This is a genomic window from Nostoc sp. 'Lobaria pulmonaria (5183) cyanobiont', from assembly GCF_002949795.1.
Lineage (GTDB): Bacteria > Cyanobacteriota > Cyanobacteriia > Cyanobacteriales > Nostocaceae > Nostoc.
Genome location: NZ_CP026692.1, coordinates 3,897,198 through 3,923,067, shown reverse-complemented (window position 1 = coordinate 3,923,067; position 25,870 = coordinate 3,897,198). Strand labels below are relative to the sequence as shown.

Below are 25,870 nucleotides of genomic sequence, written 5' to 3'. Positions count from 1 at the left end.
TACTGAGAAAATATCAAAAAATTTTTTGAGGGATTGCCGTGGGTTCTTTTAAAAGTGAATATACAGAAAGCCTAAGATATAAAAAAACACTATATGCTGTAGAACCGTCTGTGTATATTGTCGGAGCAGGCCCTGGAGATCCTGATTTATTAACGGTGAAGGCACAGAAACTACTGGCTGTTGCTGATGTGATTTTATTTGCTGATTCTTTAATACCCGAACAAATTTTAGAACTTTGCCGAAAAGATGCGGAGATAATTAGAACTGCAAATCAAACTTTAGAAGAAATTTTGGCGATTACGATCGATAGAGTGCGATCGCAGCACAAATCTCTAGTCCGTCTCCATTCTGGCGATCCTAGTCTCTACAGCGCCATCCACGAGCAAATGCACCTCCTAAGAGAGGCAGATATTCCTTTTGAAGTCATCCCTGGTATCAGCGCCTTTCAAGCTGCTGCTGCCAAACTCAAAGTAGAACTGACTGTACCTGGTTTAGTTCAAACCATCATTTTGACACGCATCAGCGGACGTACAGAAGTCCCTGTCGCCGAAGAATTAGCCACTCTTGCAGCACATCAGGCTAGCCTTTGCCTGTATTTGAGTGCGCGTCACGTCGAAAATGCCCAAGCTAAACTACTCGAACACTATCCAGCCGAAACCCTGATTGCGATTTGCTTTCGCATCGGCTGGCCCGATGAAAAAATTAGGGTTGTCCCTCTGAATCAAATGGCAGATTGCACTCATCAAGAAAAACTAATTCGCACTACACTTTATATAATCAGTCCAGGACTCTCGACAACAACAGGGCGATCGCGTTTATATCATCCCGAACATAATCACCTATTTCGCTCATCTCATCACTAAAGGCTAGGAACGTGGATTAAATAAAATGCAAAACTTCATCCTCTATCTTGCTTCCCTCTCCAATATATCGGAGAGGGATTGAGGGTGAGGTAAGTCAGGGACATAAATTGTATGTTATTTAATTCTTATTCCTAGGGCATTGGGCATTGGTTATTCTCCTTGTCTCCCTCATCTCCCTTATCTCCCCATTGCCTCTGCGTTTCGATAAACTATAACAGTGTAATAAAATCCAAAACTCCAATTCGTTACTATGCCTTTAATTAAAGTGCAAACTTCTGCATCTGCTCCTCAAAAAGCTGAAATTGAGTCAATGCTTTTAAACCTATCAGCCAAGTTAGCGAAACATTTGGGAAAACCAGAATCTTATGTAATGACTGCTTTTGAGCCAGAAATTCCTATGACTTTTGCGGGAAATACAGACCCGGTTTGCTACATTGAAATTAAGAGCATTGGCACGATGAAGCCAGATCAAACCGCAGCAATGAGTCAAGACTTTTGCCAGCAGATTAACCAAACTCTAGGTGTGCCGAAAAATCGTATTTACATTGAGTTTGCAGACGCTAAGGGTGCAATGTGGGGCTGGAATGGCACAACTTTTAGTTAATTTATCGTCTTCTTTGGTCAAGACTAACTCGATCTGGCAGGTGTAGGATAGAGATCCAACATCAACTCGCGATCTTTTTATGTCTGCTACGCCTCTTGTATCTCAGGTTGACTTCAACTCAGAAAAATCAGAATTAATCCCTCCCCTTCTAGGTGCTTCTCTGGCGGAGTTAAGCACTTGGGTGCAGCAACAAGGACAACCTGCTTACAGAGGAAAGCAACTGCATGAATGGATCTACGACAAGGGGGTGCGATCGCTAGCTGATATTTCTGTCTTCTCTAAGCAATGGCGCAAAGAAGTAGCAGAAATCCCCATTGGGCGCTCAATTTTACATTACCGCTCTGAGGCTGCCGATGGTACTGTGAAATATCTTTTACGATTAACAGACGGGCAGATTATTGAAACTGTAGGCATCCCCACCTTCGCAGAAAGGGGAGAAGGCCCAAAAGCCCGTTTGACAGTTTGTGTTTCTACTCAGGTAGGTTGCCCAATGGCGTGTGATTTCTGCGCTACTGGTAAGGGAGGCTACAAACGCAACCTAGCACGGCACGAAATTATTGATCAGGTGTTGACTGTGCAAGAAGATTTTCAGCAACGAGTTAGCAATGTGGTGTTTATGGGACTGGGTGAACCGTTGTTGAATACTGAGAATGTCCTAGCAGCCCTAAAATCCCTGAATCAAGATGTCGGTATAGGACAGCGATCGCTTACAGTTTCTACAGTGGGGATTCGCGATCGCATCCGTCAATTCGCGCAAAACAATTTGCAAATCACTCTAGCTGTGAGTCTCCACGCACCCAACCAAGCACTACGAGAAAAACTCATCCCCAGCGCCCGCGCCTATCCTCTAGAAGATTTACTGGCTGAATGTCGGGAATATGTGGAAATCACTGGACGCCGCGTTACTTTTGAATATGTTCTCCTTGCGGGTGTTAACGATTTACCAGAACACGCATTGGAACTTTCAAAATGCCTGCGAGGATTCCAAAGTCATGTAAATTTGATTCCTTACAACCCCATCCAAGAAGTAGACTACAAACGCCCCAACCGCGATCGCATTCAAGCTTTTGTTAACGTTCTCAAGCAGCAAAATACTGCTGTTAGTGTCCGTTATTCCCGTGGTTTAGAAGCTGATGCTGCTTGTGGACAACTCAGAGCAAGTAAAAACTAAAATTTTTACATAGAGTTTTTTGATCAACACGTAGCTACAAGTTTAGGTTAAACGAATCGCACTATTATACTCATAGTGCTTTCAAGTACGTATTTATACTTCTGTTTTTTGTTTCTTACTAAGAATTTAGGGCTGCTATACCAATGAATGAATCTACACTTCTTTACGATGAGAATTTTTTTAATAGCAAATATTTTCAAACTGATTATAAAACTATAGCTACGACGATTTTCAACTTGTATCAACCAAAAACAGTTGCAGATTTTGGTTGTGGCCCTGGGCATTTAAGTAGAGAGTTAGCAAAATTAGGTGTTAAAGTAACTGCTATTGATGGTTTTTCTCAGCCGGATTTTTCTAATTTAAATGTTGAATTTCATCTTGTAAATTTGAACGACTCAATTGCCATAACTAATATATTCACTAACAGAACATTTGATATGGCAATTTGTTTAGAAGTAGCGGAACATTTAAATCCGTCAGTCTCGTCAGAGTTAGTTACTTGGTTGACAAAAGTAGCGCCAGTAGTAGTATTTTCTGCCGCAGTTTTGGGACAGGGTGGAGTTGGACATATTAATCTACAACCCCGTGATTTTTGGCATGGTCAATTTACCCAACACAGTTTTTTATGTGCTGATAGAATACGAGAACAATTACGTTTAGTGCCTAGTATTGCTCCTTGGTATCTTTATAACATTTTGGATTATGTTCACACACACCATCCTTTAGTACCGCAAGCAGAGGATGTAATTCAACGCTTAATTGCATCGGAATCGGCAGCAACTAGTGCCTATTTTGGTTTATGGCGTTGATGATTACGGTATGAATGTAACTAAACAAAGGAATAAAAAGGAGTCAGAAAGCAGAATTCAGAATTGGTGAATACTCCAGCCATCCTCTCTGTGCTGAACCTGTTCGTGTAATTTATCTAAATCTTGTTTTGAGAAGTCCAGTCAAACTCAGAAGGTTGGCAATTGCTGCAAGAATACAACGCTAAAATAGATACATCAGGATAAAGCGATCGCTCAACCCAACTGATAACAAATAACTGTATGTTGAATCGATCATTGACGCTTAAACTATGGCTACTAGCGATTGTTCTTGCAAAAGCTTTGCCGATGAATTCTCCTGCTTATGGACAAATAATTCAACCGATTCCTCAGCAACCTGAGTCTTTTCAAGAAAGAATGAGACAACAACAAGAGGAGCAAACTCAGCAAACACAAGAGCAATTGAAGGATACATGGCTACGCCTAAACCTTCAACAACCACAACAACTGCAACAACAACAGAAAATACAACAGCAAGAATTTACACGACAACGGGAAGAACTGATACGCCAGCAACAATTTAGACTACAACAGCAAGAAACAAGACTACAACAGCAACAATTTACACAACAGCAACAGTTGAGAATACAAGATCAACAACTCAGACAAGATCAACAACTCAGACAAGATCAACAATTTAGATTACAAGAACAGAGACGACAGCAAGAACCTAGACAACAGAAAGAAAACCTGTAAAGTGTTCAAAATTTCTGTTGAAAAAAGTTTAGAATACAGAATCCAGAATTCTGAATAAGAAAGTGGAGAATTACTTTGCAAAAAGCAAGCTCCTGATTCTCCTACTAAATGTAAACCGCTAAATCTTCTTTTTCAGAAACGTGCAAAGGACAACTTAGCGTATTTATTAAACATATTTCTTCAGAAGTTCTTTACAAGACGACGCGCGTAGCTTGTTTCCCCGTAGAGGTAAGCGGACTCACTACTGCTGCGCGCCAGTCAGACTCCAATTCCCACTAAATTCTATTTTGATAAATAACTTTTTTATTAAAAATTAGAGAAAATCTTCTCCAATTTTTAATTTGTTATTATTAGCTATCGGTGTGCATGAATGCCAGGAGCATACGCTTCAATTACTTTGCCAGTGCGAGTGCAACTAATCATCAAATAGTCACAACTTGGGCATTGTGTCCGAGTTAATTGACTATCATAAATATAATAACGCTCCGCATGGCTACCACAATTTGGGCAGTAAATCTTTTGTACTGTCTGCATTTTAAAACCCCTATTTGTAATTATTTTTTATTTGGTAAAGCTACTAGTTAAACCAGGAAAAAATCTGGTTGACCCAACTTAACAAACTGCTGTAATATTGGCTGATTATTTTAAACAAAACTTCAGCTTTGATAACTTTCCCATATCTTTATCTATTATTCGAGAATTTCAGTGATTTTACCCTCCTACTTTAGATACATAAATTATTTTTCAATTAGATGCTGCTTAGATATTTACTGATCCCTATGACTAATGCCTTGAGAGAGCCTTGTTTATAGTCATTTCAGACGAATACAAAAGAAGCCGTTCTTGTATTCAAAAATTAAACTACAGAAATTACTGTATATTTAGTAACAAAATATCTATCTTAAGATTTGGTTAATATTTGCTGACAAAATTTATCAGAGCAAATTCTAATGAGATAATTTAAATAAAACTACTAAACTTTATGGGGAGCGGCTTTCTTTGGTTGAAACTTCGGGAGCCGCTTAAAGTTCTCTCCAATGGCAGTAATTAAACCCGAATCTTAGTAGAGCAAAATCTAGCATCCTTTTGATAACTGGTCTGTTTTTGACATCTTGGAAAGAACTTATAGGAATATATCTGTTTAGTACGCACTAAAGTTTTCGCTTGTAGTAATTCTCGTTTACGGGTGTACCTCACGTAAACGAGAACCGTTATGAAGGCTCACTACCTTCCCATTACTCAGTCCCTAGTACAACACGGCGTAAATATAGCGGTTCCCATTCAGATGCGGTACAAAATTATATCGTGAGGTACACCCGTAGGGGCACGGCAGTGCCGTGCCCCTACGGGTGTACCTCACGCAAACAATAAGCGCTATAAACCACCCATTCCAAATCAATGAAACGCTTACGCTGTATTCATTTTTAATTTTTAATTCCGCCTTGCGCTACTAGTCCCCAATCCCCAGTTAAAAGTGACAATGGGAGTTGTCACTTCAAGCAGGATGAAAATAATCGTAAATTTCTTGAGCCAAACGCGGCCCAATTCCTGCTACTTCAGCAAGTTGTGTGGTCGTTGCTTGCCGAATATAATCAACTGAGCGAAAATGCCCTAGTAGCTGCTTTTGGCGATGATGTCCTAAACCAGGAATTTCATCTAAACGCGATCGCTTCAATTTATCACTGCGCTGCTGACGATGGAAACTCACTGCAAACCGATGCGCTTCATCCCGCAGCCGCCGCAACAACTGTACCCCTGGTTGTTCTGCATCAGTTGTTAAGGGTTTAGATTCTCCTGGTAAAAAAATCTCTTCTCGCTGCTTTGCTAAACTTACAACTCGCAAGTCTTCTAATAAATTCATCTCTTGCAAAACGGCGACAACCGATGATAACTGACCTTTACCACCATCAATCATGATTAAATCAGGCCAGTCAGGATTACCCAAACGTGCTAATTGCTGATCTTCCGCATACTTGCGAAACCGCCGCTGGATGACTTCAGCAAGACTAGCAAAATCATCTGAATGTCCCGCCGTCACAGTGGGATTTTTAATTTTGTAGTGGCGATAATGCTGTTTTGCGGGTAATCCGTCGATAAACACAACTTGCGAAGCCACAGCATTTGACCCTTGAATATGGGAAATGTCATAACCTTCGATGCGGTGGGGTACATCTGGTAAATCGAGGATGGCGGCTAAATCTTGCATTGCTTGGTGATTGCGATCGCCAAACTTCTGCATTCTTTGCAATTCATACTGAGCATTTCGCTCTACCATCTCTATTAATTCTGCCTTAGTTTGCCGCAAAGGAGTCAAAATCGTGACTTTTTTGCCTTTACGTTGAGTTAAAACATCAGCTAATATCTCCGCATCTGGTAAATCATGCTGTACCAAAATCTCTAAAGGTATTTCTACGGAATCAGCAGTTTGGTAATGTTCCTCTAAAGCTCGTTGTAAAATAGCTCCTGGTTCCGCGTGAGCATCAGCCACAAAGGCTAAACGTCCTACCAATTGCCCAGCCCGAATCTGGAATAGTTGAATACAGGCGTGCTGTTCGTCGGCTGCCAGTGCGATCGCATCCCGCGAAACTGTATCATCTGGTAAGGAAACTTTTTGGTCGGCTGTCAGCGACTTTAACCCAGAAATTTGATCGCGAATTCGCGCCGCTGACTCAAAGTTCAAGTTCTCAGCTGCTGCGTTCATCTGTTGGGTCAAAATATCAATCAGTTCCTGAGTTCGACCTTGAAAGACCATCGCTATTTTTTGCACAATTTTGCGATATTCTTCTGGTGAAATCATCTGTTGACACACACCAGGACAACGCCCTAAATCAAAATTCAAGCAAGGACGGTCTTTAAAAAGTGGTTGAGGTCGTTGTCGCTGTGGAAAAATGCGCTTGCAGATGCGGACAATTTCTCGTAATAAACCAGCATCAGTATAAGGCCCGTAAAATTTATCCTTTTCTTTACCGAATTGGCGTTTACGGGTAATAAAAATTCGCGGATAATCTTCTGACCAAGTAATGCAGAGATAGGGATATTTTTTATCATCTTTGAGCAACACGTTAAAGTATGGCTGGTGCTGCTTGATCAAATTGGCTTCTAGCGCTAAAGCTTCGGCTTCAGTATCAGTGACGATGAATTCAATTTCTGTCACCAACTTGACCATCGTGGCGATACGTTCACTTTTGTTGTAGCCATCCCGGAAATAGGAACGGACACGCGATCGCAACTTACGCGATTTACCTATATAGATAATGCGGTCGCTCCCGTCCCGCATGAAATAAACCCCCGGTTCCGGTGGAATTTCGGCTAGACGGTTTTCTAATCGTTCTGGTTCTTTAACCAGTGGTAATATTTGAGTTGATATTGTCACAACCAAAATTAGGTAATCTTTCTCTATTTTAAGAAAAATTATTTTTTCGTGCCGATTTCACAAATTATTTATCAAGTAAATATAAAGTAGCTGTCATGAGTGGTACACACCACAACAGATGAAAGAGGAACTGGGGGAGTATAATAACTTCTAACTCAGCACTGGCTCACCGCCCCGCTACTGCTGACAGTACTCTCAAATCATCAGGCTTTTAGTTTGTACAAAGAAGAAGTCTGCTGTAGACACTTCTTTGGCGGTGGGTCGGCTTCCAGGCTAGAGGCTTGCCAAAAAATTTACTGCAAGCATCACATCACAATTTTTTTTGAGCAGACGATACTTTGTCTAGCTGCGACCTTAGTCATTGGCTGCTACTGTCAGAATAAAAACTTGATTTTTTGAATCTATAATTAACATTTTTCAATTGATGATACTTTATTCTCTGAAACTTTATATTTTAGATTGGATAATAATATTTTTATCTTCATTTGTATTTGTTATTAATAAGCAATGTATTAAGTATATCACTTGTATAAACATAAAATAAAATCTTAATGTTTTGACACTATTTATGTTTATTTATTGAATTTATAACATTAAGCGAATTAACGGATTGAGTCAGTTAAATTTATGATTATGATTGAGAATATAGTTATTATGATAATTTAAAAAGAGAGCTAAACAATGAATTTACAAGATTTTGAAGTCCAGTATCGTGAGGCTATGGCTGAAACTCTCAATGAACTGCAAACAGCAGTTTTATTATTAGCGCAAGTACAACAGAAAATTTTAACAATTGGCAGTTCTGTACAAACTCTTAGTGAGCGCGTTGAAGAGTTTATTGCTGACCAAAAAGCGAAATAAATACACGCCTAGTAAAGAAAGCTTATCTGTGGCGACAAATAAACTGTTCTTCAATTGCAAGGATGAGATCCTTGAGTATTAAAGGTTTGACAAAATATTTACGTGCGCCTAAACTCAGAGCTAGTTCTTGATCTGCTTTAAAAGCAAAAGCTGAAACCACAATGATCGGTATTTTTGACAAATCAGGTTTTTGCTGGACTTGTTTTAAGAGTGAATAACCGTCAATATCGGGCAATTTCAAGTCCAATAACATTAAATCTGGCTTGAATTTATCTATGGTTGAGAAAAAAGCAGAGCCTTCTGATAAACTTTGGACTTCGTACCCATAGTAACTTAGATAGTCACTAAATAACATCCGATTGAGGTCATGGTCTTCAACTAGTAAAATTCGTCTAACTTTGTGTGACTGCAATGGCTGATCTATATTGAGTAATTGTACTGTCATTGCTACCTATTATCTGATTATCTTAATTAAAAACCAATAGTTATTACCATAAACTAAAACAGTAGTGCATTTAAACAGTGAACCAAATAAAAATTGTACTTATGTAATCTAATTTAGTATCTGAATCAATTAAATATAGCTACATTACAATACTTAAATGATAGTATCATTAAATATAAATACATCAAAATTTAAGCTTTTTTTACGATTACTTTATAATTTTGAGTATTAAGTTAACATCTTTTTTACAAATTTAATTACCTAAATTTTATGAGTAAAACTACTTAAGTAATACTGAAACTAATATTATGGGAATTGCCCTTCTTAAAGATGTGAGGGTAAGTAATACCAGTGTACGAGATCCATATTGCAAACAAATAAAGTTGGTAGGGGTATACAGATATAAAATCTTGCAACCGATTTATTTGTTGCAAGTATTTTTAGAAACAGTATAACCTAGAAGATTAAATTATTTTCTAACTGCAATAAAATATTCATCAAAAAAGGGAGCTAATATAACAGTTCCCTTACTTATTTGTAGTTTTGAACCCACAATTTTGAATAGATGCTTTTTTAAATTAGCATTGTGTTCGTTATAAAGACGCCAGCAAACCGAACATTACTGATGGTTCTTTCTGGAACTATTGTTGCTCATCAGAGGCTGTAATTCATGACACAGTGGGGTTATAGGTGTAAGCGTAGTAGGTTTGACCATAAGTAACTACAATAGACCGATCAGAAAATTAGGTTTTTATCCCTGCTGTACAAGGCTTTGATAGTCATTTGCGAATAAGTTTAATAATACAGAAAAAATATTAAAAGTTTGTAAGAAAAAAAAGGAGCAATTTTGCTCCCTTACTTATTTTTTGGAATGGAAACCGGAGTTTCAACCAGAGATTTTTTTTAACTTGCGTTGTGTAGCAAAGATACCAGCAACACCTAAAATACCAAATACTACTGAGGGTTCTGGTACTGAGGATGGAGAAACATACTTAGGTATTGTCCAAGTATAAATCGCACTGTAAGATACACCATCATCAGAAGCAGTAATACCGGATGCAGTGGGGTTAAAGCTATAGGCATAGTAAGTTTGACCACCAGTAACTACCTTAGCAATTTCACTAGCCGCAATTTCACCTTGATATGCATTTAATGCAGCTTGTAGAGTCAGTACATCTTTAAATGATGTGAGTTGAGAGATTTGACCTGGTAACTGATTTTTGAGAGTATTCAGTTGAGAAATTTGACCTGGTAGCTGATTTTTGAGAGTATTCAGTTGAGAAATTTGACCTGGCAGTGTCTGATTTTTGAGAGTATTCAGTTGAGAGATTTGACTTGTCAGTGATTGCCTTTTTGCTTGATTGGCTGGAATATTAGGAATTGCGCTGAGTTGTGTTTGCAGTGTGGTAATCTGTCCTGGAATTGCGTTGAGTTGTGTTTGCAGTGTCGTAATTTGTCCTGGAATTGCGTTGAGTTGTGTTTGCAGTGTTGTAATCTGTCCTGGAATTGCGTTGAGTTGTGTTTGTAGTTGTGGAATTGAACTTTCAAGTTGCGAAAGGGTTGGTTGAGTTGTTTGTTGAGGAAACTGTGATTTTATTGCATTCCACTTTTCATCAACCTTAGTGGAAATAGTTGTTGCAAGTTTAGTCTTTACATCCAAGTGACCAACCAACTTCAGTTCCACACCGCCATTTTGACCGAATTGGAAACCACCAATGTTCGGATCTCCCATTCCCAAGGAAGGAAAATAACTAGTTACTAGTGATTTGCTCTCAGCTGAAAACCCGTTCCAAACTGATTGAAATGGTGTGTAGCTACTCAATAAATCGCCTAGCCATTGCGAACCAAAACTATTCCAGTCATTAGCAGTGACGCTGCTAACGGTGGCTTTATAGCTTCCTTTTGTGGCGGTGAAGCCAACGTTAGAATCTGGAGTTTCGCTACTATACCAAAGCTCGACGTTAGAGCTAGAATCGTTATCTGTCAAAGCTTTGATGGCAGCTTTAGTACCACCTTGTGCATTTCCTTTGATAAAGGTACCATTTGAGCCACCAGTATAAGTATTAATTTCTCCTGTATTATTGAAGTCAAAGGATGTAGCGTGTGCTGGAGCAGTGGCAAGAGCGCTCACACCAACGGCCATTGAAGCACCAATTACAAGTTTCTGAAAAGTCATTTTCATTATTTTCAAGTCTCTGTCAGTTTGGAAATTAAGTTTTAAATTACTGCCGTTTTTAGGCTTGGGCTGTCTTGACTACAGGCTTTTTGGCAATACAGCTGCTTAAAAGCACGACCTGCATTGTTAGCCGTGTTTGGTATCTGAGCGTACAAACCCAGTTTAAGAAACGGGGAGACCTGATTGGGTAAAGTTACTGCTGATTATCAATAAAAAGATGAAGAATATTTTGATAGTTTTATACGTTTAATTACGTATTTTACGTAATTAAACAGCACTTACCGCTATTATGCAATACAGTTTTTCTTCTTGCCTCTCTCCTAGCATGGCTTTCAGCTTTGAGGATGTACCTCATAGCTGCCGGAAGTGCTGTAAAAGTGACATTCAAATGTGTTTAATTTCTGTACAATGCGGTGATTGCTAGGGATGCACAAATGTGCGCCCCTACCGCGTGTTCTATAGGTAAACTTTGCCACCAAAAATCCTTGGTGTTCAGCTTGAGAAGAAATTTAATGAAGAAACTCAGCCATTCTTTCTACAGCAATTTCTAACAAAGGTGGCTCATGCACTAAGGCAAAACGGATATACCCCTCTCCAGATTTGCCAAAGCCAGCACCAGGAGAAACTGCTACACCAGTTTGTTTGACTAGCTGGGTACAAAATTCTATAGAGTTTTCACTCCAAGGGGAGGGTAATTTTGCCCAGATGTACATTGTGGCTTGGGGAGTGGGAACATTCCAGCCAATGCGATGTAAAGCACTGATGAAAGCATCACGCCGCGTCTGGAAGGTGTTGACAGCAGATTTTACGCCAGCTTGAGGGCCAGTTAGGGCAGCGATCGCACCATTCAAAATTCCCCTATACTGATTAAAATCAACCGCAGCTTTTACCTGGCGTAAGGCGTTAATTAACTGGGCATTACCGATAGCATAGCCAATACGGAAGCCGCCCATATTGTAGGACTTGGAAAGGGTGAAAAATTCAATCGAGACGCTTTTCTCTGGATCGGCTTGCAGAATTGACGGGACTAGGGATGGGGCATTGAGCATTAGTGATTCTCCCCTACTCCCTTTTCCCCAGTCTCCAGTTTCCCCAAATACCAAATCTACGTAAGGGAAATCGTGAACCAACACGAGATTGTGCTGCTGACAGAAGGCGACAGCTTCTTGGAAGAAAGATAAAGGTGCGATCGCAGCGGTGGGATTATGAGGATAACTTAATACCATCATCCGCGACTGAGCCAAGACTGGGGCAGGAATATCAGCAAACACTGGTAAAAAACCATTTTCTGCCAGTAGTGGCATCGGGTAGATTTGACCACTGGCTAGGTACACTCCTCCAGCATGGGAAGGATAACCTGGATCGAGCAACAGGGCAAAATCTCCTGGATTGAGTATTGCTAGGGGTAAATGGGCTGTGCCTTCCTGAGAACCAATCAGAGGTAGTACCTCAGTTTGAGCATCGACTCTGATGCCAAATTTTTGTTCGTACCAGTTGGCTGCGGCTTCACGAAATCCTTGGGTACCGTTAAACAACAGATAGCCGTGGGTACTGCGATCGCTAAGAGACTGAGCGATCGCCTCAATAACGTGTGCCTCGGCTGGTAAATCAGAAGACCCCAAGGATAAATCAATTACCTCTCGGCCAGCGGCCAAAGCGATTGCCTTGGCTCTGTCCATATCAGCAAATACATTCGATTTTAGGGGTTGTAAACGTTTTGCAAACTGTATGTTAGTCATTAGTCATTAGTCATTGGTCATTGGTCATTGGTCATTTGCTATGAACTATGAACTATTGACTAATTACTATTTAAGTGGGTATCTAGGAGAGCAAATAATTTCTCTTTGCCGATGACTCCCTCGGTGGATATCAAAACCTCCTGGTCTTGAAATAGTCTGAGGGCGGGTACACCTTCCACTTGATACTGCTTAACAGTGAGTGGGTTGGGGTCAATTTCCATTTTAACGACTTTGAGGCGATCGCTATATTCGCTGGCAGCTGAGTTAATCGCGGGCGACATCAATTGACAAGGCCCACACCAGGAAGCCCAAAAATAAACTAATACAGGCTGCTCGGCTTTTAACACTTCGGTTTCAAACTCAGCATCGGTTATGGTGATTACAGCCTTACTCATTGCAGTCTCCATCAGGTGGCGATCGAAGTTGGCACACACAATACTTTATCCCAAAGTCGTCAATAGTCCATAATCAATAATTCATAGTTATTAGGATTGTTAACTATTGACTTATGACGTAAAATCCCACAGCCAACAGGTGTGGGACTAGCTTAAATAAGTTTTCTGTCAATTTTACAGTTGATCCAATTGCTTGCGTAGGGAATCTAATTCGGCATCAACCACCTCATTAGATTTAGGAGCAGTAGTTTGTTGTTGCGGTGGCAGTTGGGGTTGACTTTGTGGAGTAGCCGGTGGTAGCATTTGTGCTTTCAAAGCTGCCAATTCATCATCAACATCACTACCACCTTCCAACTGGGCAAATTGGGTTTCTAAATCTGCACCTGCCAACTCTCCTAGTGCCTGGGCCCGGGATTCTTGCATCAAGACTTTTTCTTCCATCCGCTCGAAGGCAGACATTGCACTGCTGGTATTCATCCCACGCACCATACCTTGGAGTTGCTCTTGGGCTTTGGCAGTGGTGATTCTAGCTCTGAGCATTTCTTTCTTGGTTTTAGCTTCAGAAATCTTGCTTTCCAGCTGGATTAAGTTGCGCTTGAGGGTGTCAACTTGAGTACTTTGCGTATCTAAACTAGCTTTCAGCGCTGTGCTGGTGTCAGTATAAGTTTTCTTGCGCTCTAGAGCTTGTCGTGCTAAGTTCTCATCACCTTTTTGCAGTGCCAGTTGGGCATTGCGTTGCCACTTATTGATTTCATTTTGGGCATCATTGTACTGTTTCTCACTGCGTTTTTGGGCGGCGATCGTCTGTGCTACTCCCTGACGCAGCTGCACCAAGTCTTCCTGCATTTCCAGGATGGCTTGCTCTAGCATTTTTTCGGGGTCTTCGGCTTTGTTAACCAGGTCGTTGAGGTTAGAACTAACTACTCGCTTAATGCGATCGAATAATCCCATAACTTTGTTTTTCCTTGTGTGATTTACGCTTTTTCTTGGACAGTTAGCTTTTTTACTTTTTTATAGCTACCTATTTCAATGTAATCTTTCCAGTTTGAATCAGTACCTCCTAACAACTCTTAATTGTTAAGATATCGCCAAACTAGGCTAATTAGTGGAACTTCAAGAATCCTGAGTTTTGGGTAACTGCTGTTGAGTAGGCTGCCCTGTCTTTTGGCTCTCCTCAATAAGGAGACTGTTGTGCTGTGTGTTTTCTGACTGCTTGAAAACCTGCACCTTCATCGCTGCTAATTCGGTATCTACATCATTAGATTCCAAAGAAGTAAATTGTGTTTCCAAGTCGTCGCTACTAAGTTGAGCTATGGCTTCTGATTGAGCTTCTATCTGTGAAACTTTTTCTTCCATACGCTCAAAGGCACTCAGACTGCTAGTAGCAGAAACTCCGCCGAGCATTTCTTGGAGGCGATAAGACGCTTCAGCAGAACGGGCGCGGGCAATATACATATCTTTTTTAGTTTTCGCCTCGGAAATTTTTAACTCTAGCGATCGCATATCCTTTTTGAGCCTAGCGACTATCTCGTTTTGCTGCTCTATCTGCGAAAAGAGGGCTGTAGTGGTTTCTTTATAGGCTTGGCGCCTAGTCAAAGCTTCGCGTGCTAGAGGTTCGTTGCCTTGTTGCAGGGCCAATTGAGCGCGACGATACCATTCTTCCGTTTGAGACTGGGCAGCCGCTGCTTGTCGTTCAGTACGTTTCTGAGTAGCGATCGCTTGTGCTACACCCTGCCGCAACTGCACCAGATTTTCCTGCATTTCCAGGACAGCTTGCTCCAAAATCTTTTCTGGATCTTCTGCACCACCGACCAAACTATTGAGATTAGCGCGAATCACCCGCAGGATACGCTTGATTAATTCCATGTCGGCTCTCCATTCACGAAATCCAGTTCTGAGTGCTGAGTGCTGAGTGCTGAGTGCTGAGTGCTAACAGCACTCAATCACTCACGACTGTTATCTCATGGTATCGTAGATTTTTGCAATTTATGGCTGCTGAACTCGTGCCTTGATTCCCTTCGCTTGTAACAGTTTCATCTGTTGTTTTACTTGCTCTTTAGTTTTAAAAGCACCCAGATAAATCAATTCTTTGTTGGGCGATAAATAAGCATCAGGAATTACTTGTTGTGCTGAGGCAAAAGTCGCCCCTTTATTATCTATCACCACATGATAGAACCCATCTGTTCCTGGTTTGATTTCTGCATCTGGCTTTGGTGAGGTTGCAATTGCCTTGGGCGAGGTTTTTGTCGGTGAAGTGGGAGGTGAATTTAGGGGAGGCAAGGATCGTAGCGTCGGTACTGGTGCTAAAGCGATCGGATTGGTCGGTTTTAGGGCTGTATTGGGGTTAAGCAATGGCGCTTGAGGATTTGCGGGGTTTTGAGGAACAACTGGATTAGGCACTACTGCGGGGGTTGGTTGGACTTTGGGTTTTAAGCCAACTACATCATTGGGATCTCTTACTTCAGGAAACTCTTCAGTAGCTAGATTGGGATATTTAGGTATAGATGTGCTTGGTGGCTGGATTTGAGGTTGGGCATTACTCCCAACTTCCTCAGTATTTTCTGGTGTGGGAGAGGAGTTGCCGTTAAACAAATTGCCTAAATTCCATTGTGGTAAGCTTTTAGGATTGAAGACTACATAACCCAAGGTAAGACTCGCAACTAATAGCAGTAACATAGAGCCAATACCCAAAGGTGATAGCAGACTGTCGCTAGAATTGCTTGGTTTTTTGGTTTCTGGTTGTTCTTCTGTCAGACTTCGCAACAATGCTTCACTAGATTCTAAATAGTCATCTGGGTGCTTGGGGCTATCATCTGGCTGCAAGTGATTTTCGCTTTTAGTATTTTTAACGATTGCTGGCACGATGCTGCTACTAAAGTTGGGTGGGGGTGGTGGAAGTTGAGTTTGTGTTTTAGCTGCATTGGATGTGGAGGACACATTAAGATTATTCAGTTCCTCAATTTTTGCCGTAGCTGGTGCTGGGTTCATCTCAGGATTCATAGCGACAGATGCGGGTGGTACATCAATTTTTGCCGTAGTTGGCGCTGGGTTCATCTCAGAATTCACGGGTACAGATGCAGGGGGTACGTTGGTTTTAATTTCCGTTGCTGATGACTGAGTTGCGCCCAATGTTGTCGGAATGGCAGTTAACGGTTGGGGTTGTCCGCTCATGTAACTTGCAACACGGGACTGGTTCGATGACACCAAACCAGTTCGCGTGCGTCGGTATCGAGCTAACTCTTGATCTAGCGGCACTTCTAAACTTGCTAGTGCTGCTGCTAGTACTGGTTTCAACCCAGGTGTTTTAGACGATTGATGAGTACTGGAGTCGTTCAGGGGTTTTTGAGTCATTGCTTTTGTGCCTCAAAGTGTAGATTACTAGAATCAACTTTTAGATATATTTTGTGACAATAGTAGCGGAAATTATTTAAATAGATAGAGTGGGCATTGGGCATGGAGAAGAGACAAGGTTGACGAAGAAGAGGGGAAGAGACTTGTTCAATAATTGAATTCCTCTTTGTCTCCCTTGTCCCCTTGTCTCCCCTGCCTCTTCTGCTCCCCTGCTTTCCACTTTCCCACTCCCCACTTTGAATAATGTCGTTGAAATCAATTAATGATCTTTTAAGGATTCTGGAAAAGCAGGCCAAATGGCAGGAGCAGCCATTTCAACGCCTGCTCAAGTGTTGGGCAGAAGTTGTTGGGCCAGTGGTTGCCGCAAATACTCGACCATTGTCGATTCAGCGCGATGTTTTGTCGGTAGCAACTTCTAGTGCTGCTTGGGCGCAAAACCTGACTTTTGGTCGCACATCTCTACTTTTAAAGTTGAATAAAAAGCTGCCAACGCCTTTGGTTGATATTCGCTTCTCTACTGCTGGCTGGCAGAATCCGTTGGTGGAAAGAAAAGAGCAACAATCGGTTTCGCCCCATGAGCATCCCAGTTACCTTGGTGATGAGATTAACCGCCCTGATGCTACACCCACTAAGGATGTGAATGCCGCTTTTGGACATTGGACGAAGATCATGCGATCGCGATCGCATGGCTTACCCCTTTGTCCCCAATGTCAATCTCCCACCCCACCCGGTGAACTCCAGCGCTGGGAAGTCTGTTCTGTCTGTGCTGCTAAACAGTTTTCAAAGCAAAATAGTTGAGCGATTATTCTTTGAGCAGAATTTATCCTGACAAACTTGCTGCTATCACATAAAATAGTTTTGATTCTGGATAAAAAACATATTTTAGTAGTTAAAATATGCCGAACGTGGGATGTAAAGCAGACTATTTATTTGCAATTCTATGCCTTAAGGATGGCTTAAGGAGGAAATTAAAAGGCTAACTAAATCAAAAGCTTTGGTTTTAGTCTTGATCCCTAATAAGTTTTAGACGATATCTATATGCAACCGCTTTAAGGATTATTTAAATATATAACAAGATTATAAAAATATCCTGAAGTTTATTTTTTCCTTGGGATCGCTGAAACCTAGATAAAATAATGACTTTTTGGCTCTTATCCGTATTTATATATAGAAGCAAAATAGAAGGGTGAAATTCAGCCAGAAACGGCACTAAAGATGAATCCAAATGAAACCTATTAAATTTTTAGCATCTGCCTGCAAATATTGCCGTCATTACCAGCCAGAAGGTCGCCGTGGTGGAACGTGCCAGCAGTTGGGCGCACCAGTTCAAGCGACTTGGAAGGCTTGCTCTTTGGCGCTCCCACCTTTTGCACCTTCTTGGGAAACCTTGGAGGATGCTTGGGGTTTGCCAGATGCAGCCCCAGTTTTAACATCTTGTCAATCTCTAGCCTCAGATTTAGACAATACTGCTCTTGCCCCTCTAGAGGAAATAACTGCTTCCATACCTGAACAGGTAAAGACTAAAGCAGTGGTTATTTAGTCATCCATTATTACTGAACTGAGTTTGTAGTCTACTTAAAATAAGATTTGTTTTTAAGATTTTTAGTGCTGTAAAAGTTGATATATATAAAAATCGCACCTCACTAAAGGGTGCGATTTTTGCAATTCTAAGGCAACCAAGGAAAAGAGCGAAAATCTGGTGGACGCTTTTCGAGAAAGGCTTGTTTGCCCTCAGACCCTTCTTCTGTCATGTAATAGAGTAGGGTGGCATTGCCAGCGAGTTCTTGTAAACCAGCTTGTCCGTCACAATCAGCGTTGAACGCGGCTTTGAGACACCGAATTGCGATCGGACTTTTTTCTAAAATCTCCTGCGCCCATTGAACCCCTTCAGTTTCTAGTTGTTCGACTGGGACAACGCAATTAATTAAGCCCATTTCTAGCGCTTGTTGTGCATCATATTGGCGGCAGAGAAACCAAATTTCTCTAGCTTTTTTTTGTCCCACAACGCGGGCGAGATAGCTGGCTCCAAAACCACCATCGAAACTGCCGACTTTCGGGCCAGTCTGTCCAAAAATGGCGTTATCGGCAGCAATGGTAAGGTCGCAAATTAAATGTAGGACATGTCCACCACCGATCGCATATCCGGCGACAAGGGCAATCACCACTTTCGGCATCGAACGAATCAGCCGTTGTAAGTCCAGTACATTCAACCGAGGGATGCCAGTATCATCCAGATAACCCGCATGTCCCCGCACGCTTTGATCGCCACCAGAACAGAAGGCATATTTGCCATCAGTGTGTGGACCATAACCAGTAAATAGGACAACACCAATAGTAGTATCTTCACGAGCATTACAGAAAGCGTCGTACAGTTCAAAAACGGTTTCAGGACGAAAAGCATTGCGTTTATGGGGACGGTTGATGGTAATTTTCGCAATGCCATCAGTTTTTTGATACAGGATGTCTTCGTAGGTTTTGGCGGTTTGCCAGTTAATTTGCATTGGTATGGAGTGCGCTGTTGTGCTTGAGAATTTTATCGCGGACGTAGGGACATGCGATACCTGCGGTGGGCTACGCCTACGCTAAAATAAATTGGTGTCTCAAGCCTTTACAATCGGGTAATTGTCTGGGTGTTGAGGAATAAAAATGCGACGTGACACCATCTTCTATAAATTATTTAAGCAATTTCCCGGTTTGCTGTTTGAATTAGTAGATGAACCACCCGCAGAAGCGGAAAACTACCAGTTTGAATCAGTTGAAGTGAAAGAAACGGCGTTTCGGATTGATGGAGTGTTTTTACCTCCCGCGAATGCAGTTTCCAAAACCGTCTTTTTTGCTGAAGTGCAGTTTCAGAAGGACGAAGACTTATATCACCGCTTCTTTAGTGAATTGTTTTTGTTTCTCTACCGCCACTCTATCCGTTACGATGACTGGTTTGGGGTAATAATTTTTGGCTCTCGCAGCCTGGAACCTTCTTCCTCTTCGATTCACCGCGCTTTGTTGGAAAGTGGTCAAGTCAGGCGGGTTTATCTGGATGAGTTGGGGGATTTGCGACAACAACCTTTGGGATTGGGTTTGATGTTGCTGACAAATGTTACTTCTGAAACAGAAGCAGTGGAAGGGGCGCGGTTTTTACTGGAGCAAGCACGGCAACAGTCGGAGCAAGCGATAATTGATTTGGTGACGACGATTATCGTCTACAAGTTTTCTAACCTTAGTCGAGAGGAGATTCAAGCGATGTTGGGACTGAATTTGGAAGAACCACGGGCTATTCGGGAAGCGAAGGAAGAAGGAGAAAGAACGATCGTTTTACGACAATTAAATCGGCGGGTGGGTAATATTCCTGATGCGCTGCTGTCCCAGATTCAAGGGTTATCGGTGGAAGAGTTAGAAGCTTTAGGTGATGCGTTGTTGGATTTCTCTACTCTTGCTGATTTGTCAGGATGGTTACAAGGTGAAGTAAGCGGGTAAGTTTCACCCAGAGATGCACAGAAGAAGGGCGATCGCACTCCGTAAAATAATTATGGCTACAAATAAAGTTTCTCTTAGTGAAGAAGCATTTGCAGACACGCCAGTATATCAGAAGCGGTGGAAGAAATAGTGCGATCGCTCGTCCTCCGACTGTTAAAACGACTGACTATTTGGCGAAATTGCTGAGGAACAGTTGGAAGCGTTAGTTTTGGCGTTGTTGGAATTGAGATTGCGATCGCGAACTTGGAAAGGTTGTTACAAACAAGGTTAACTAAAAGGGTAAATCTCACACAGAAAAGGAGAGTGATCGCTCATTCTTCTTTTTTTACAGTTCATCAATTTTATACAAGCAACTGGGTAAACTAAAAATAGAATTTTTATTAATTTAAAATTCAAAATTATGGGTATTTTACAAATGTCGCTTATGACATTATACAGTGAATTAGAAAATATTTGTCGCCAACAAATATTAGATAGTTATCCTTCAGATTGGTCAGAAGATTACATTAATAGAAAAATACTTTTTGAATATAGAAAACTATTTCGTGATATTCAAATTAATGGTATATCTTCATTGCCAATCAAGATTAATTCAGCAGCGTATAAGTTTACTGGAAAAGCTGAAACTAAATTTGGTGATATAGGGCTTATTGTAAGAATTACGCATCCTGGTAGCCGTTCTTTTGAGGGAGTTACTTCTCTCGAAGCAAAAATCATACATAAGAATAAGAGAAAGTTTCAAGAGATTAAAGGTAACCAATTGAATATAATTAGCAGCAATGTTCAATATCCTATGCTATTACTATATGATAATCAATCTATTGAAAAGTTTCATGACTATTCATTTTTTCCTTCAACTGCAAAACAAAATCATGCAGTAGTTGTCCCTATTCACATAGTAGAATCAATTATTAGAGACAAAGTTCCAGATTATCTTACTCAAGATAAAGCCCGAAAGAAGTTACCAATAGAGGCAAATAGTAGTATATATAAATTTTCGGTTCCATTGGCTTATCAAATATTATTTAGATACTTTCGAGGATTAGACTTAGATTTTAACCAAGATTTAATCCAGCGTATAAAAGGTTATGAATTTGAGGATATACTTGATATGCAAAATAGAACATTGCCTCAGTATCTGTTGCTGGTATCAGTAAGCTACGGAGATTCTGATAGTAATATAGAGTTTGATATTAATAGAGAGATTTTTAGGGACATAACCTCCTCAGAACCAGAGGAATTCCAATTTTAAGGTTATTCACAGCACAATAATTTCACCTAAATACCATATTTTATGTACCGTGATTAAGCCAACTTTAATAGAATGGTTCATATTACAATGTTTGCAGCAAACTTTCTTAAATTCTCTTGTCGCCACTTAGCATCAGCTTTGCGATTTGTCTGCAACTCTAAAACCCGAATTCCCTGAGTTGGGAGCATATTTAATCTTTGTTGCAATTGCTGCCAAGAAGTAATCAATTCATGCTGCACATTATAAGTAGCGCACAACTGAGCGAAATCAATATCCTGAGGAGTACCAAAAAACTCTTCAAATGGTGGGTCAAATTTGGCGATGGGTAACATTTCAAAAATACCACCGCCATTATTATTGATTAACACAATCGTCAGATGTCCGACAAACTTATTGCGGATTAAAAAACCATTGGTGTCATGTAACAGAGCCAAATCTCCCGTTAACATCACACTACTTTGCTGGCGATGGGCAATTCCTAAAGCAGTGGATAATGTGCCATCTATGCCATTTGCACCCCGGTTAAAGTGCGATCGCACTCCTAAATTATTCGGTTTCCAGAAATATTCCACATCCCGCACAGGCATACTATTGGCAATAAACAGAGGCGTTCCGGGCGGTAAAATCTGAGAAATTAACCAAGCTGCTTTACTCTCAATGATTTCATCTATTTTTCCCATCGTCTGGTCAACAACTAACCTGACTTTAGCTTCCGCATCACACCATTGCTGCAAATAGTCTGAGGAGAAAGATAAATTTCTCTCCTTTACCTTTATGTCTTCTACAGATATCCGTAAATGCGTCGTCCTCCCATGCAAAGGGTCGAGGTTTTGGTCACTAGGGTCAATTACCCAGCGTCGCGGTTGGGTTGCATTTATCCAGGTACGTAGTTCTTTACTCGTAGGCATTTCTCCTACCTGAATCACCATTTCGGGCGCTAGCTGCTTTGCTAATTGCTGATTTCGCAAAATCAGGTCATAAGTGGAAATTAAATAAGGGTTGAGTTCGGCATAATTTCTCACTGGGGAGAGTCCCTCTGCTAGCACAGGCCATTTGAGAGTTTGGGAAAGTTGCGCGATCGCTCTACAATATTCCTGTGGTTGCTGTGGTTGGGCAACACCTGCAATAATAATGCCGCGATCGCATTCCTTCCATTCTTTGAGCATTGGGCATTGGGCATCGAGCATGGGGCATGGGTTTGTTATTGCTGCGAAAAAGTCTTCTGGTTGAAACTGTGATTGCAAATAGCTCAAGTCAGTTCCATCAGGAAGAGGCGCTAAGGGATCGCGAAAGGGAATATTCAAATGTACTGGCCCCTTTGTAGGAGTTTGCGCTCTTTCCCAGCTATGAATTACCGTTTGTCGCAGATAAGCTAGCATTCCCAGATCGGCGGAGGGTAAGGCTAACTCTGTTTGCCAATTTGGGTAGTTTCCATATAATCTCAATTGATCTACAGTTTGCCCAGAGTGACAATCTCGCAATTCTGGAGGTCTATCGGTGGTTAATATCAACAATGGGACGCGACTATATGAGGCTTCAATGACTGCTGAATAAAAATTTGCTCCTGCTGTACCAGAGGTGCAAACTAATACTACAGGTCGTCCGGTTGCTTGAGCTTGTCCCAAGGCAAAAAAGGCGGCGGAACGTTCATCGAGAATGGAAATTGCTTCAATCTCAGGTGCTTGTTGAGCAAAGGCGATCGCTAGGGGTGTAGAGCGCGATCCAGGACAAATGATGGCACAAGTCAGTCCCAACCGCTTTAGGGTCTCTGTTAAAATATAAGCCCAAAGTTGATTAACATTTTTAAAGGCGAGCGACATTAAATCAAACATAGCTATAAAACAATCTTAAATTTTAGATTTTGTCTAGGGAAATTCAATTTAAAATCCATCAATGCGGTGATGGAATCCAACACCGCCACGCGAGTTTCGGAGAAAGAAAATCTCCAAGCAAACTTGCTCAACTTTCCACAAAATGCACAATTTGCTCTCAAACTTCTATGGACTGCATTCATTTAACGGGAATTCGCGGCTATGGCTACACTGGGTATCTACCAGAAGAACAGGTGCTAGGACAATGGTTTGAGGTGGATGTGAGATTATGGTTGGATATCTCCACAGCGGCCAAGACTGACGCGATCGAAGACACTTTAGATTATCGCAGCGTCATTAGCTTGATACAACATCTGATCAAAACGTCTAAATTTGTTTTGGTGGAGAAATTGGTAACAACGATCGCAGATTCTATCCTCCAAGAGTGCGATCGTGTAACAAAAGTCCAAGTCACTCTCAGCAAACCTGCCGCACCTATTCCAGACTTTGGTGGCAAAATTAGCATTGAACTGACTAAAATCAAGTCCAATATTTAATTCACAAAATGTGTTTTTTTTCAATATCTATCAGCTAGCAAAAAACAGGGGGTTTACGTGCAACTTGGGAGTGTCTCACAATGAGAATCTTTGCTGCCATTGCCTCCAGCACCTGCTGATTATCAAAAAGCTAAAAAATACCGCGATTTGCTGATGAGCATTTAACTTGCATATTTTCAAAGGATAGGAATTGTGATTAGCTTATTAACCAGAAGCTATAGGGCTAGTATTGGATTTGTAAAATATGCGTAGTGTCGTGGCAAGGATAAAATAGTGCATGAAAAATGTATCATTTATTGAGATTTGAGTAAACATAACTACTTTTTATATTGCACACATTTAGGCTTGCCAGGCTATTACAAGACCAGCGAGTGGTATTTTTAAAAAGCAATTTACAATTTTTATCTGAATATTTTTAAGTAATACTAGTTCACTGATTATTCAAGATTTCAGACATTTTTAGACCGGAATCTAGACCTAATCGGATATAAAAGCTACTTGTAGGTAAAGCAGCATTAAACTTTTTATAAATATTAATTATTATTAATAATTTAGTGAGTTGAGTATATATTCTTATATTACATACAACACACTCTAGATTTTTTAACTTATATTAAAGTAATATACTGGGATTTTATGAAATTTTATTCTTGATTAATTTTTATATAGATATTATACTTAGTGTTTATACTTTCCCAATAAAAAATTATTGTATACATTTTTGAATTTGATGTTAGTAGCATCATATTAGCTACATAGATTAATCAAAATTAGCTTTAATAAGCATAGAAATTGCCGGAGATTAATAACATGATGCTATTTACTCATTAGTCAGTATTAATATCAAGCAAGAATACAGGGTAGTTAGAGATTGTTTATGATAAGATAAGCACTTTTAACTTGAGTTGACACTGACAACAAGAATCTGAACCTTAGCAAACAGGTTATTGTAACATGTTCGCCCACAAAATCCTAGTTGTTGAGGATGAAAAAAATATAGCCTCAAAGATTAGAAAAAGTTTACAAAAATTAGGTTATTTAGTATCAGAAATAACTGAATCTGGTGAGGAGGCAATAAAAAAGGTAGCAGAAACTCATCCACATTTAGTATTAATTGATATCTGTCTAGCTGGAGAAATAGACGGTCTCCACGTAGCGGATATTATCCAGAATCACTTCCATGTACCTGTAGTATATCTAACGGAGTGTTCGGAATATAAAACATTACATAAAAATCAGCTAAGTGAACCTTTTAGTTACATAGTCAAACCATTTATTGAAAGTGATTTACATTTTGTGATTGAAATGACCTTGTACAAACATCAGAGCAAAAAAATATTATATGAAGAAAAACAGAGGTTGATGGCAATTATTAATAGTATGGGTTGTGCAGTGATTGTGACGTATGCAAATGGTTGTATTGAAATGATGAATCCCATAGCAGAACTAATCACTGGTTGGAAGCAAAGTGAAGCGTTCGGGAAAGATTTAATAGAAGTCTTTAACTTAGTTAATAAAGATATAGGAGAAAAAATTGAAAATTTGGCTACTTATGTAATCGAAGCAGGTGAAGTTTTCAATTTACCAGAAAACTGTACATTGATTACCAAGGATGGTAAAGAAATAACGATTGGAGATAATGTTGCACCTATCCGCGATCGAGATGGCAATATTACTGGCGCGGTTTTAGTTTTTCAAGACATCACTAAACGTAAGCAGACAGAGGTGCAACTGATCCGCAGTGCATTTTATGATGGGCTAACAGAATTACCGAATCGTATTTTATTTTTAGATCGGCTCAGACAAACCATTGAACGTAGCAAACGCAGAAGCGATTATTATTTTGCAGTTTTATTTTTGGATTTAGATGGCTTCAAAGAGATTAACGATCGCTTTGGGCATGGAATAGGGGATGATTTTTTAGTAGCGATCGCTAAACGTTTAGAGTCGTGCTTACGTGGTGGCGATACTTTAGCACGATTTGGTGGTGATGAGTTTACTGTTCTTTTGGAGAATATTAAAGACATTACCGACGCTACCAACGTTGCCAAACGTATTCAAGATTCCTTAAGATTGCCAGTCAACCTGAATGGATATCAATTATCTACTACAGCTAGCATTGGTATTACTTGGAATTTTAATAATTATGAGGAGCCTGCAACTCTGCTGCGGGATGCTGATATTGCTATGTACCAAGCTAAACGGCAGGGAAAAGCTACTTATGCCATATTTAGTTAAGGATGGAAATGATACTCTAGGCACTACTAAGGTTATGGTA

The 25,870-nt window shown here is 40.5% G+C and carries 23 protein-coding genes; 12 read left to right on the top strand and 11 right to left on the bottom strand.

The window, feature by feature from the left end; all coding sequences use genetic code 11:
• Positions 1–38 precede the first annotated feature (38 nt).
• The 5 genes from cobM (at position 39) to NLP_RS17185 (ending at position 4,161) form a co-directional block, all read left to right on the top strand.
• On the top strand, positions 39–863 hold the full coding sequence (gene cobM, locus NLP_RS17205; protein ID WP_104907459.1) for a precorrin-4 C(11)-methyltransferase: 825 nt from the start codon (positions 39–41) through the stop codon (positions 861–863).
• A 250-nt stretch (positions 864–1,113) separates the two neighbouring features.
• Complete coding sequence (locus NLP_RS17200; RefSeq protein ID WP_104907458.1) at positions 1,114–1,467, top strand: phenylpyruvate tautomerase MIF-related protein; 354 nt, start codon at positions 1,114–1,116, stop codon at positions 1,465–1,467.
• A gap of 79 nt (positions 1,468–1,546) precedes the next feature.
• Positions 1,547–2,638 carry a 23S rRNA (adenine(2503)-C(2))-methyltransferase RlmN gene (rlmN, locus tag NLP_RS17195; protein ID WP_104907457.1) on the top strand — a complete coding sequence of 364 codons (1,092 nt, stop codon included), beginning with the start codon at positions 1,547–1,549 and terminating at the stop codon, positions 2,636–2,638.
• A 143-nt stretch (positions 2,639–2,781) separates the two neighbouring features.
• Positions 2,782–3,447 (top strand): class I SAM-dependent methyltransferase, encoded by a 666-nt coding sequence (locus NLP_RS17190; RefSeq protein WP_104907456.1) that lies wholly within the window; start codon positions 2,782–2,784, stop codon positions 3,445–3,447.
• Positions 3,448–3,687: 240 nt separating this feature from the next.
• Positions 3,688–4,161, top strand: coding sequence for a hypothetical protein (locus NLP_RS17185; RefSeq protein WP_158680442.1), 474 nt, complete (start codon positions 3,688–3,690; stop codon positions 4,159–4,161).
• 354 nt (positions 4,162–4,515) lie between these two features.
• Here the strand turns inward: NLP_RS17185 and NLP_RS34995 are convergent, their stop codons facing one another.
• Together NLP_RS34995 and uvrC are read right to left on the bottom strand one after the other, a co-directional pair.
• Positions 4,516–4,695, bottom strand: a complete 180-nt coding sequence (locus NLP_RS34995) for a replication restart DNA helicase PriA (protein WP_104907454.1) — start codon at positions 4,693–4,695, stop codon at positions 4,516–4,518.
• Between the two features lie 961 nt (positions 4,696–5,656).
• Complete coding sequence (uvrC, locus tag NLP_RS17175) at positions 5,657–7,534, bottom strand: excinuclease ABC subunit UvrC (RefSeq protein WP_104907453.1); 1,878 nt, start codon at positions 7,532–7,534, stop codon at positions 5,657–5,659.
• Positions 7,535–8,215: 681 nt separating this feature from the next.
• Here uvrC and NLP_RS17170 point away from each other — a divergent pair.
• Positions 8,216–8,395, top strand: coding sequence for a hypothetical protein (locus tag NLP_RS17170; RefSeq protein WP_104907452.1), 180 nt, complete (start codon positions 8,216–8,218; stop codon positions 8,393–8,395).
• Positions 8,396–8,417: 22 nt separating this feature from the next.
• On the opposite strand, the gene NLP_RS17165 is transcribed toward NLP_RS17170, so the two are convergent.
• The 7 genes from NLP_RS17165 to NLP_RS17130 form a co-directional block, all read right to left on the bottom strand.
• Positions 8,418–8,840, bottom strand: a complete 423-nt coding sequence (locus tag NLP_RS17165) for a response regulator (RefSeq protein ID WP_104907451.1) — start codon at positions 8,838–8,840, stop codon at positions 8,418–8,420.
• An 886-nt stretch (positions 8,841–9,726) separates the two neighbouring features.
• Positions 9,727–11,016 carry an NF038130 family PEP-CTERM protein gene (locus NLP_RS34230; RefSeq protein ID WP_234016968.1) on the bottom strand — a complete coding sequence of 430 codons (1,290 nt, stop codon included), beginning with the start codon at positions 11,014–11,016 and terminating at the stop codon, positions 9,727–9,729.
• A gap of 509 nt (positions 11,017–11,525) precedes the next feature.
• Positions 11,526–12,755: an LL-diaminopimelate aminotransferase gene (locus tag NLP_RS17150; protein WP_199784634.1), complete on the bottom strand. Its 1,230-nt coding sequence runs from the start codon at positions 12,753–12,755 to the stop codon at positions 11,526–11,528.
• Positions 12,756–12,814: 59 nt separating this feature from the next.
• Positions 12,815–13,150, bottom strand: coding sequence for a thioredoxin family protein (locus tag NLP_RS17145; protein WP_104907450.1), 336 nt, complete (start codon positions 13,148–13,150; stop codon positions 12,815–12,817).
• Between the two features lie 174 nt (positions 13,151–13,324).
• Positions 13,325–14,101 (bottom strand): PspA/IM30 family protein, encoded by a 777-nt coding sequence (locus tag NLP_RS17140; RefSeq protein WP_104907449.1) that lies wholly within the window; start codon positions 14,099–14,101, stop codon positions 13,325–13,327.
• Positions 14,102–14,263: 162 nt separating this feature from the next.
• Positions 14,264–15,016, bottom strand: coding sequence for a PspA/IM30 family protein (locus NLP_RS17135; RefSeq protein WP_104907448.1), 753 nt, complete (start codon positions 15,014–15,016; stop codon positions 14,264–14,266).
• Positions 15,017–15,136: 120 nt separating this feature from the next.
• A complete protein-coding gene (locus tag NLP_RS17130; RefSeq protein WP_104907447.1) occupies positions 15,137–16,501 on the bottom strand; it encodes a hypothetical protein in 1,365 nt (454 codons plus the stop codon).
• A gap of 243 nt (positions 16,502–16,744) precedes the next feature.
• Here NLP_RS17130 and NLP_RS17125 point away from each other — a divergent pair, with 243 nt between their 5' ends.
• Complete coding sequence (locus NLP_RS17125; RefSeq protein WP_104907446.1) at positions 16,745–17,299, top strand: DUF721 domain-containing protein; 555 nt, start codon at positions 16,745–16,747, stop codon at positions 17,297–17,299.
• Between the two features lie 427 nt (positions 17,300–17,726).
• Positions 17,727–18,041: a hypothetical protein gene (locus NLP_RS17120; RefSeq protein ID WP_104907445.1), complete on the top strand. Its 315-nt coding sequence runs from the start codon at positions 17,727–17,729 to the stop codon at positions 18,039–18,041.
• A 127-nt stretch (positions 18,042–18,168) separates the two neighbouring features.
• Here the strand turns inward: NLP_RS17120 and menB are convergent, their stop codons facing one another.
• Positions 18,169–19,002 carry a 1,4-dihydroxy-2-naphthoyl-CoA synthase gene (gene menB, locus NLP_RS17115; RefSeq protein WP_104907444.1) on the bottom strand — a complete coding sequence of 278 codons (834 nt, stop codon included), beginning with the start codon at positions 19,000–19,002 and terminating at the stop codon, positions 18,169–18,171.
• A 145-nt stretch (positions 19,003–19,147) separates the two neighbouring features.
• Between menB and NLP_RS17110 the strand changes: the two genes are divergently transcribed.
• Both NLP_RS17110 and NLP_RS17105 read left to right on the top strand, forming a co-directional pair.
• Positions 19,148–19,972, top strand: coding sequence for a DUF2887 domain-containing protein (locus tag NLP_RS17110; RefSeq protein WP_104907443.1), 825 nt, complete (start codon positions 19,148–19,150; stop codon positions 19,970–19,972).
• 400 nt (positions 19,973–20,372) lie between these two features.
• Positions 20,373–21,224 carry a hypothetical protein gene (locus tag NLP_RS17105; protein WP_104907442.1) on the top strand — a complete coding sequence of 284 codons (852 nt, stop codon included), beginning with the start codon at positions 20,373–20,375 and terminating at the stop codon, positions 21,222–21,224.
• Positions 21,225–21,301: 77 nt separating this feature from the next.
• On the opposite strand, the gene menD is transcribed toward NLP_RS17105, so the two are convergent.
• On the bottom strand, positions 21,302–23,056 hold the full coding sequence (gene menD, locus NLP_RS17100) for a 2-succinyl-5-enolpyruvyl-6-hydroxy-3-cyclohexene-1-carboxylic-acid synthase (RefSeq protein ID WP_104907441.1): 1,755 nt from the start codon (positions 23,054–23,056) through the stop codon (positions 21,302–21,304).
• Positions 23,057–23,223: 167 nt separating this feature from the next.
• Here menD and folB point away from each other — a divergent pair, with 167 nt between their 5' ends.
• Positions 23,224–23,592, top strand: a complete 369-nt coding sequence (gene folB / locus NLP_RS17095) for a dihydroneopterin aldolase (RefSeq protein ID WP_104907440.1) — start codon at positions 23,224–23,226, stop codon at positions 23,590–23,592.
• Between the two features lie 954 nt (positions 23,593–24,546).
• Complete coding sequence (locus tag NLP_RS17090; protein ID WP_104907439.1) at positions 24,547–25,830, top strand: GGDEF domain-containing response regulator; 1,284 nt, start codon at positions 24,547–24,549, stop codon at positions 25,828–25,830.
• Positions 25,831–25,870 lie beyond the last annotated feature (40 nt).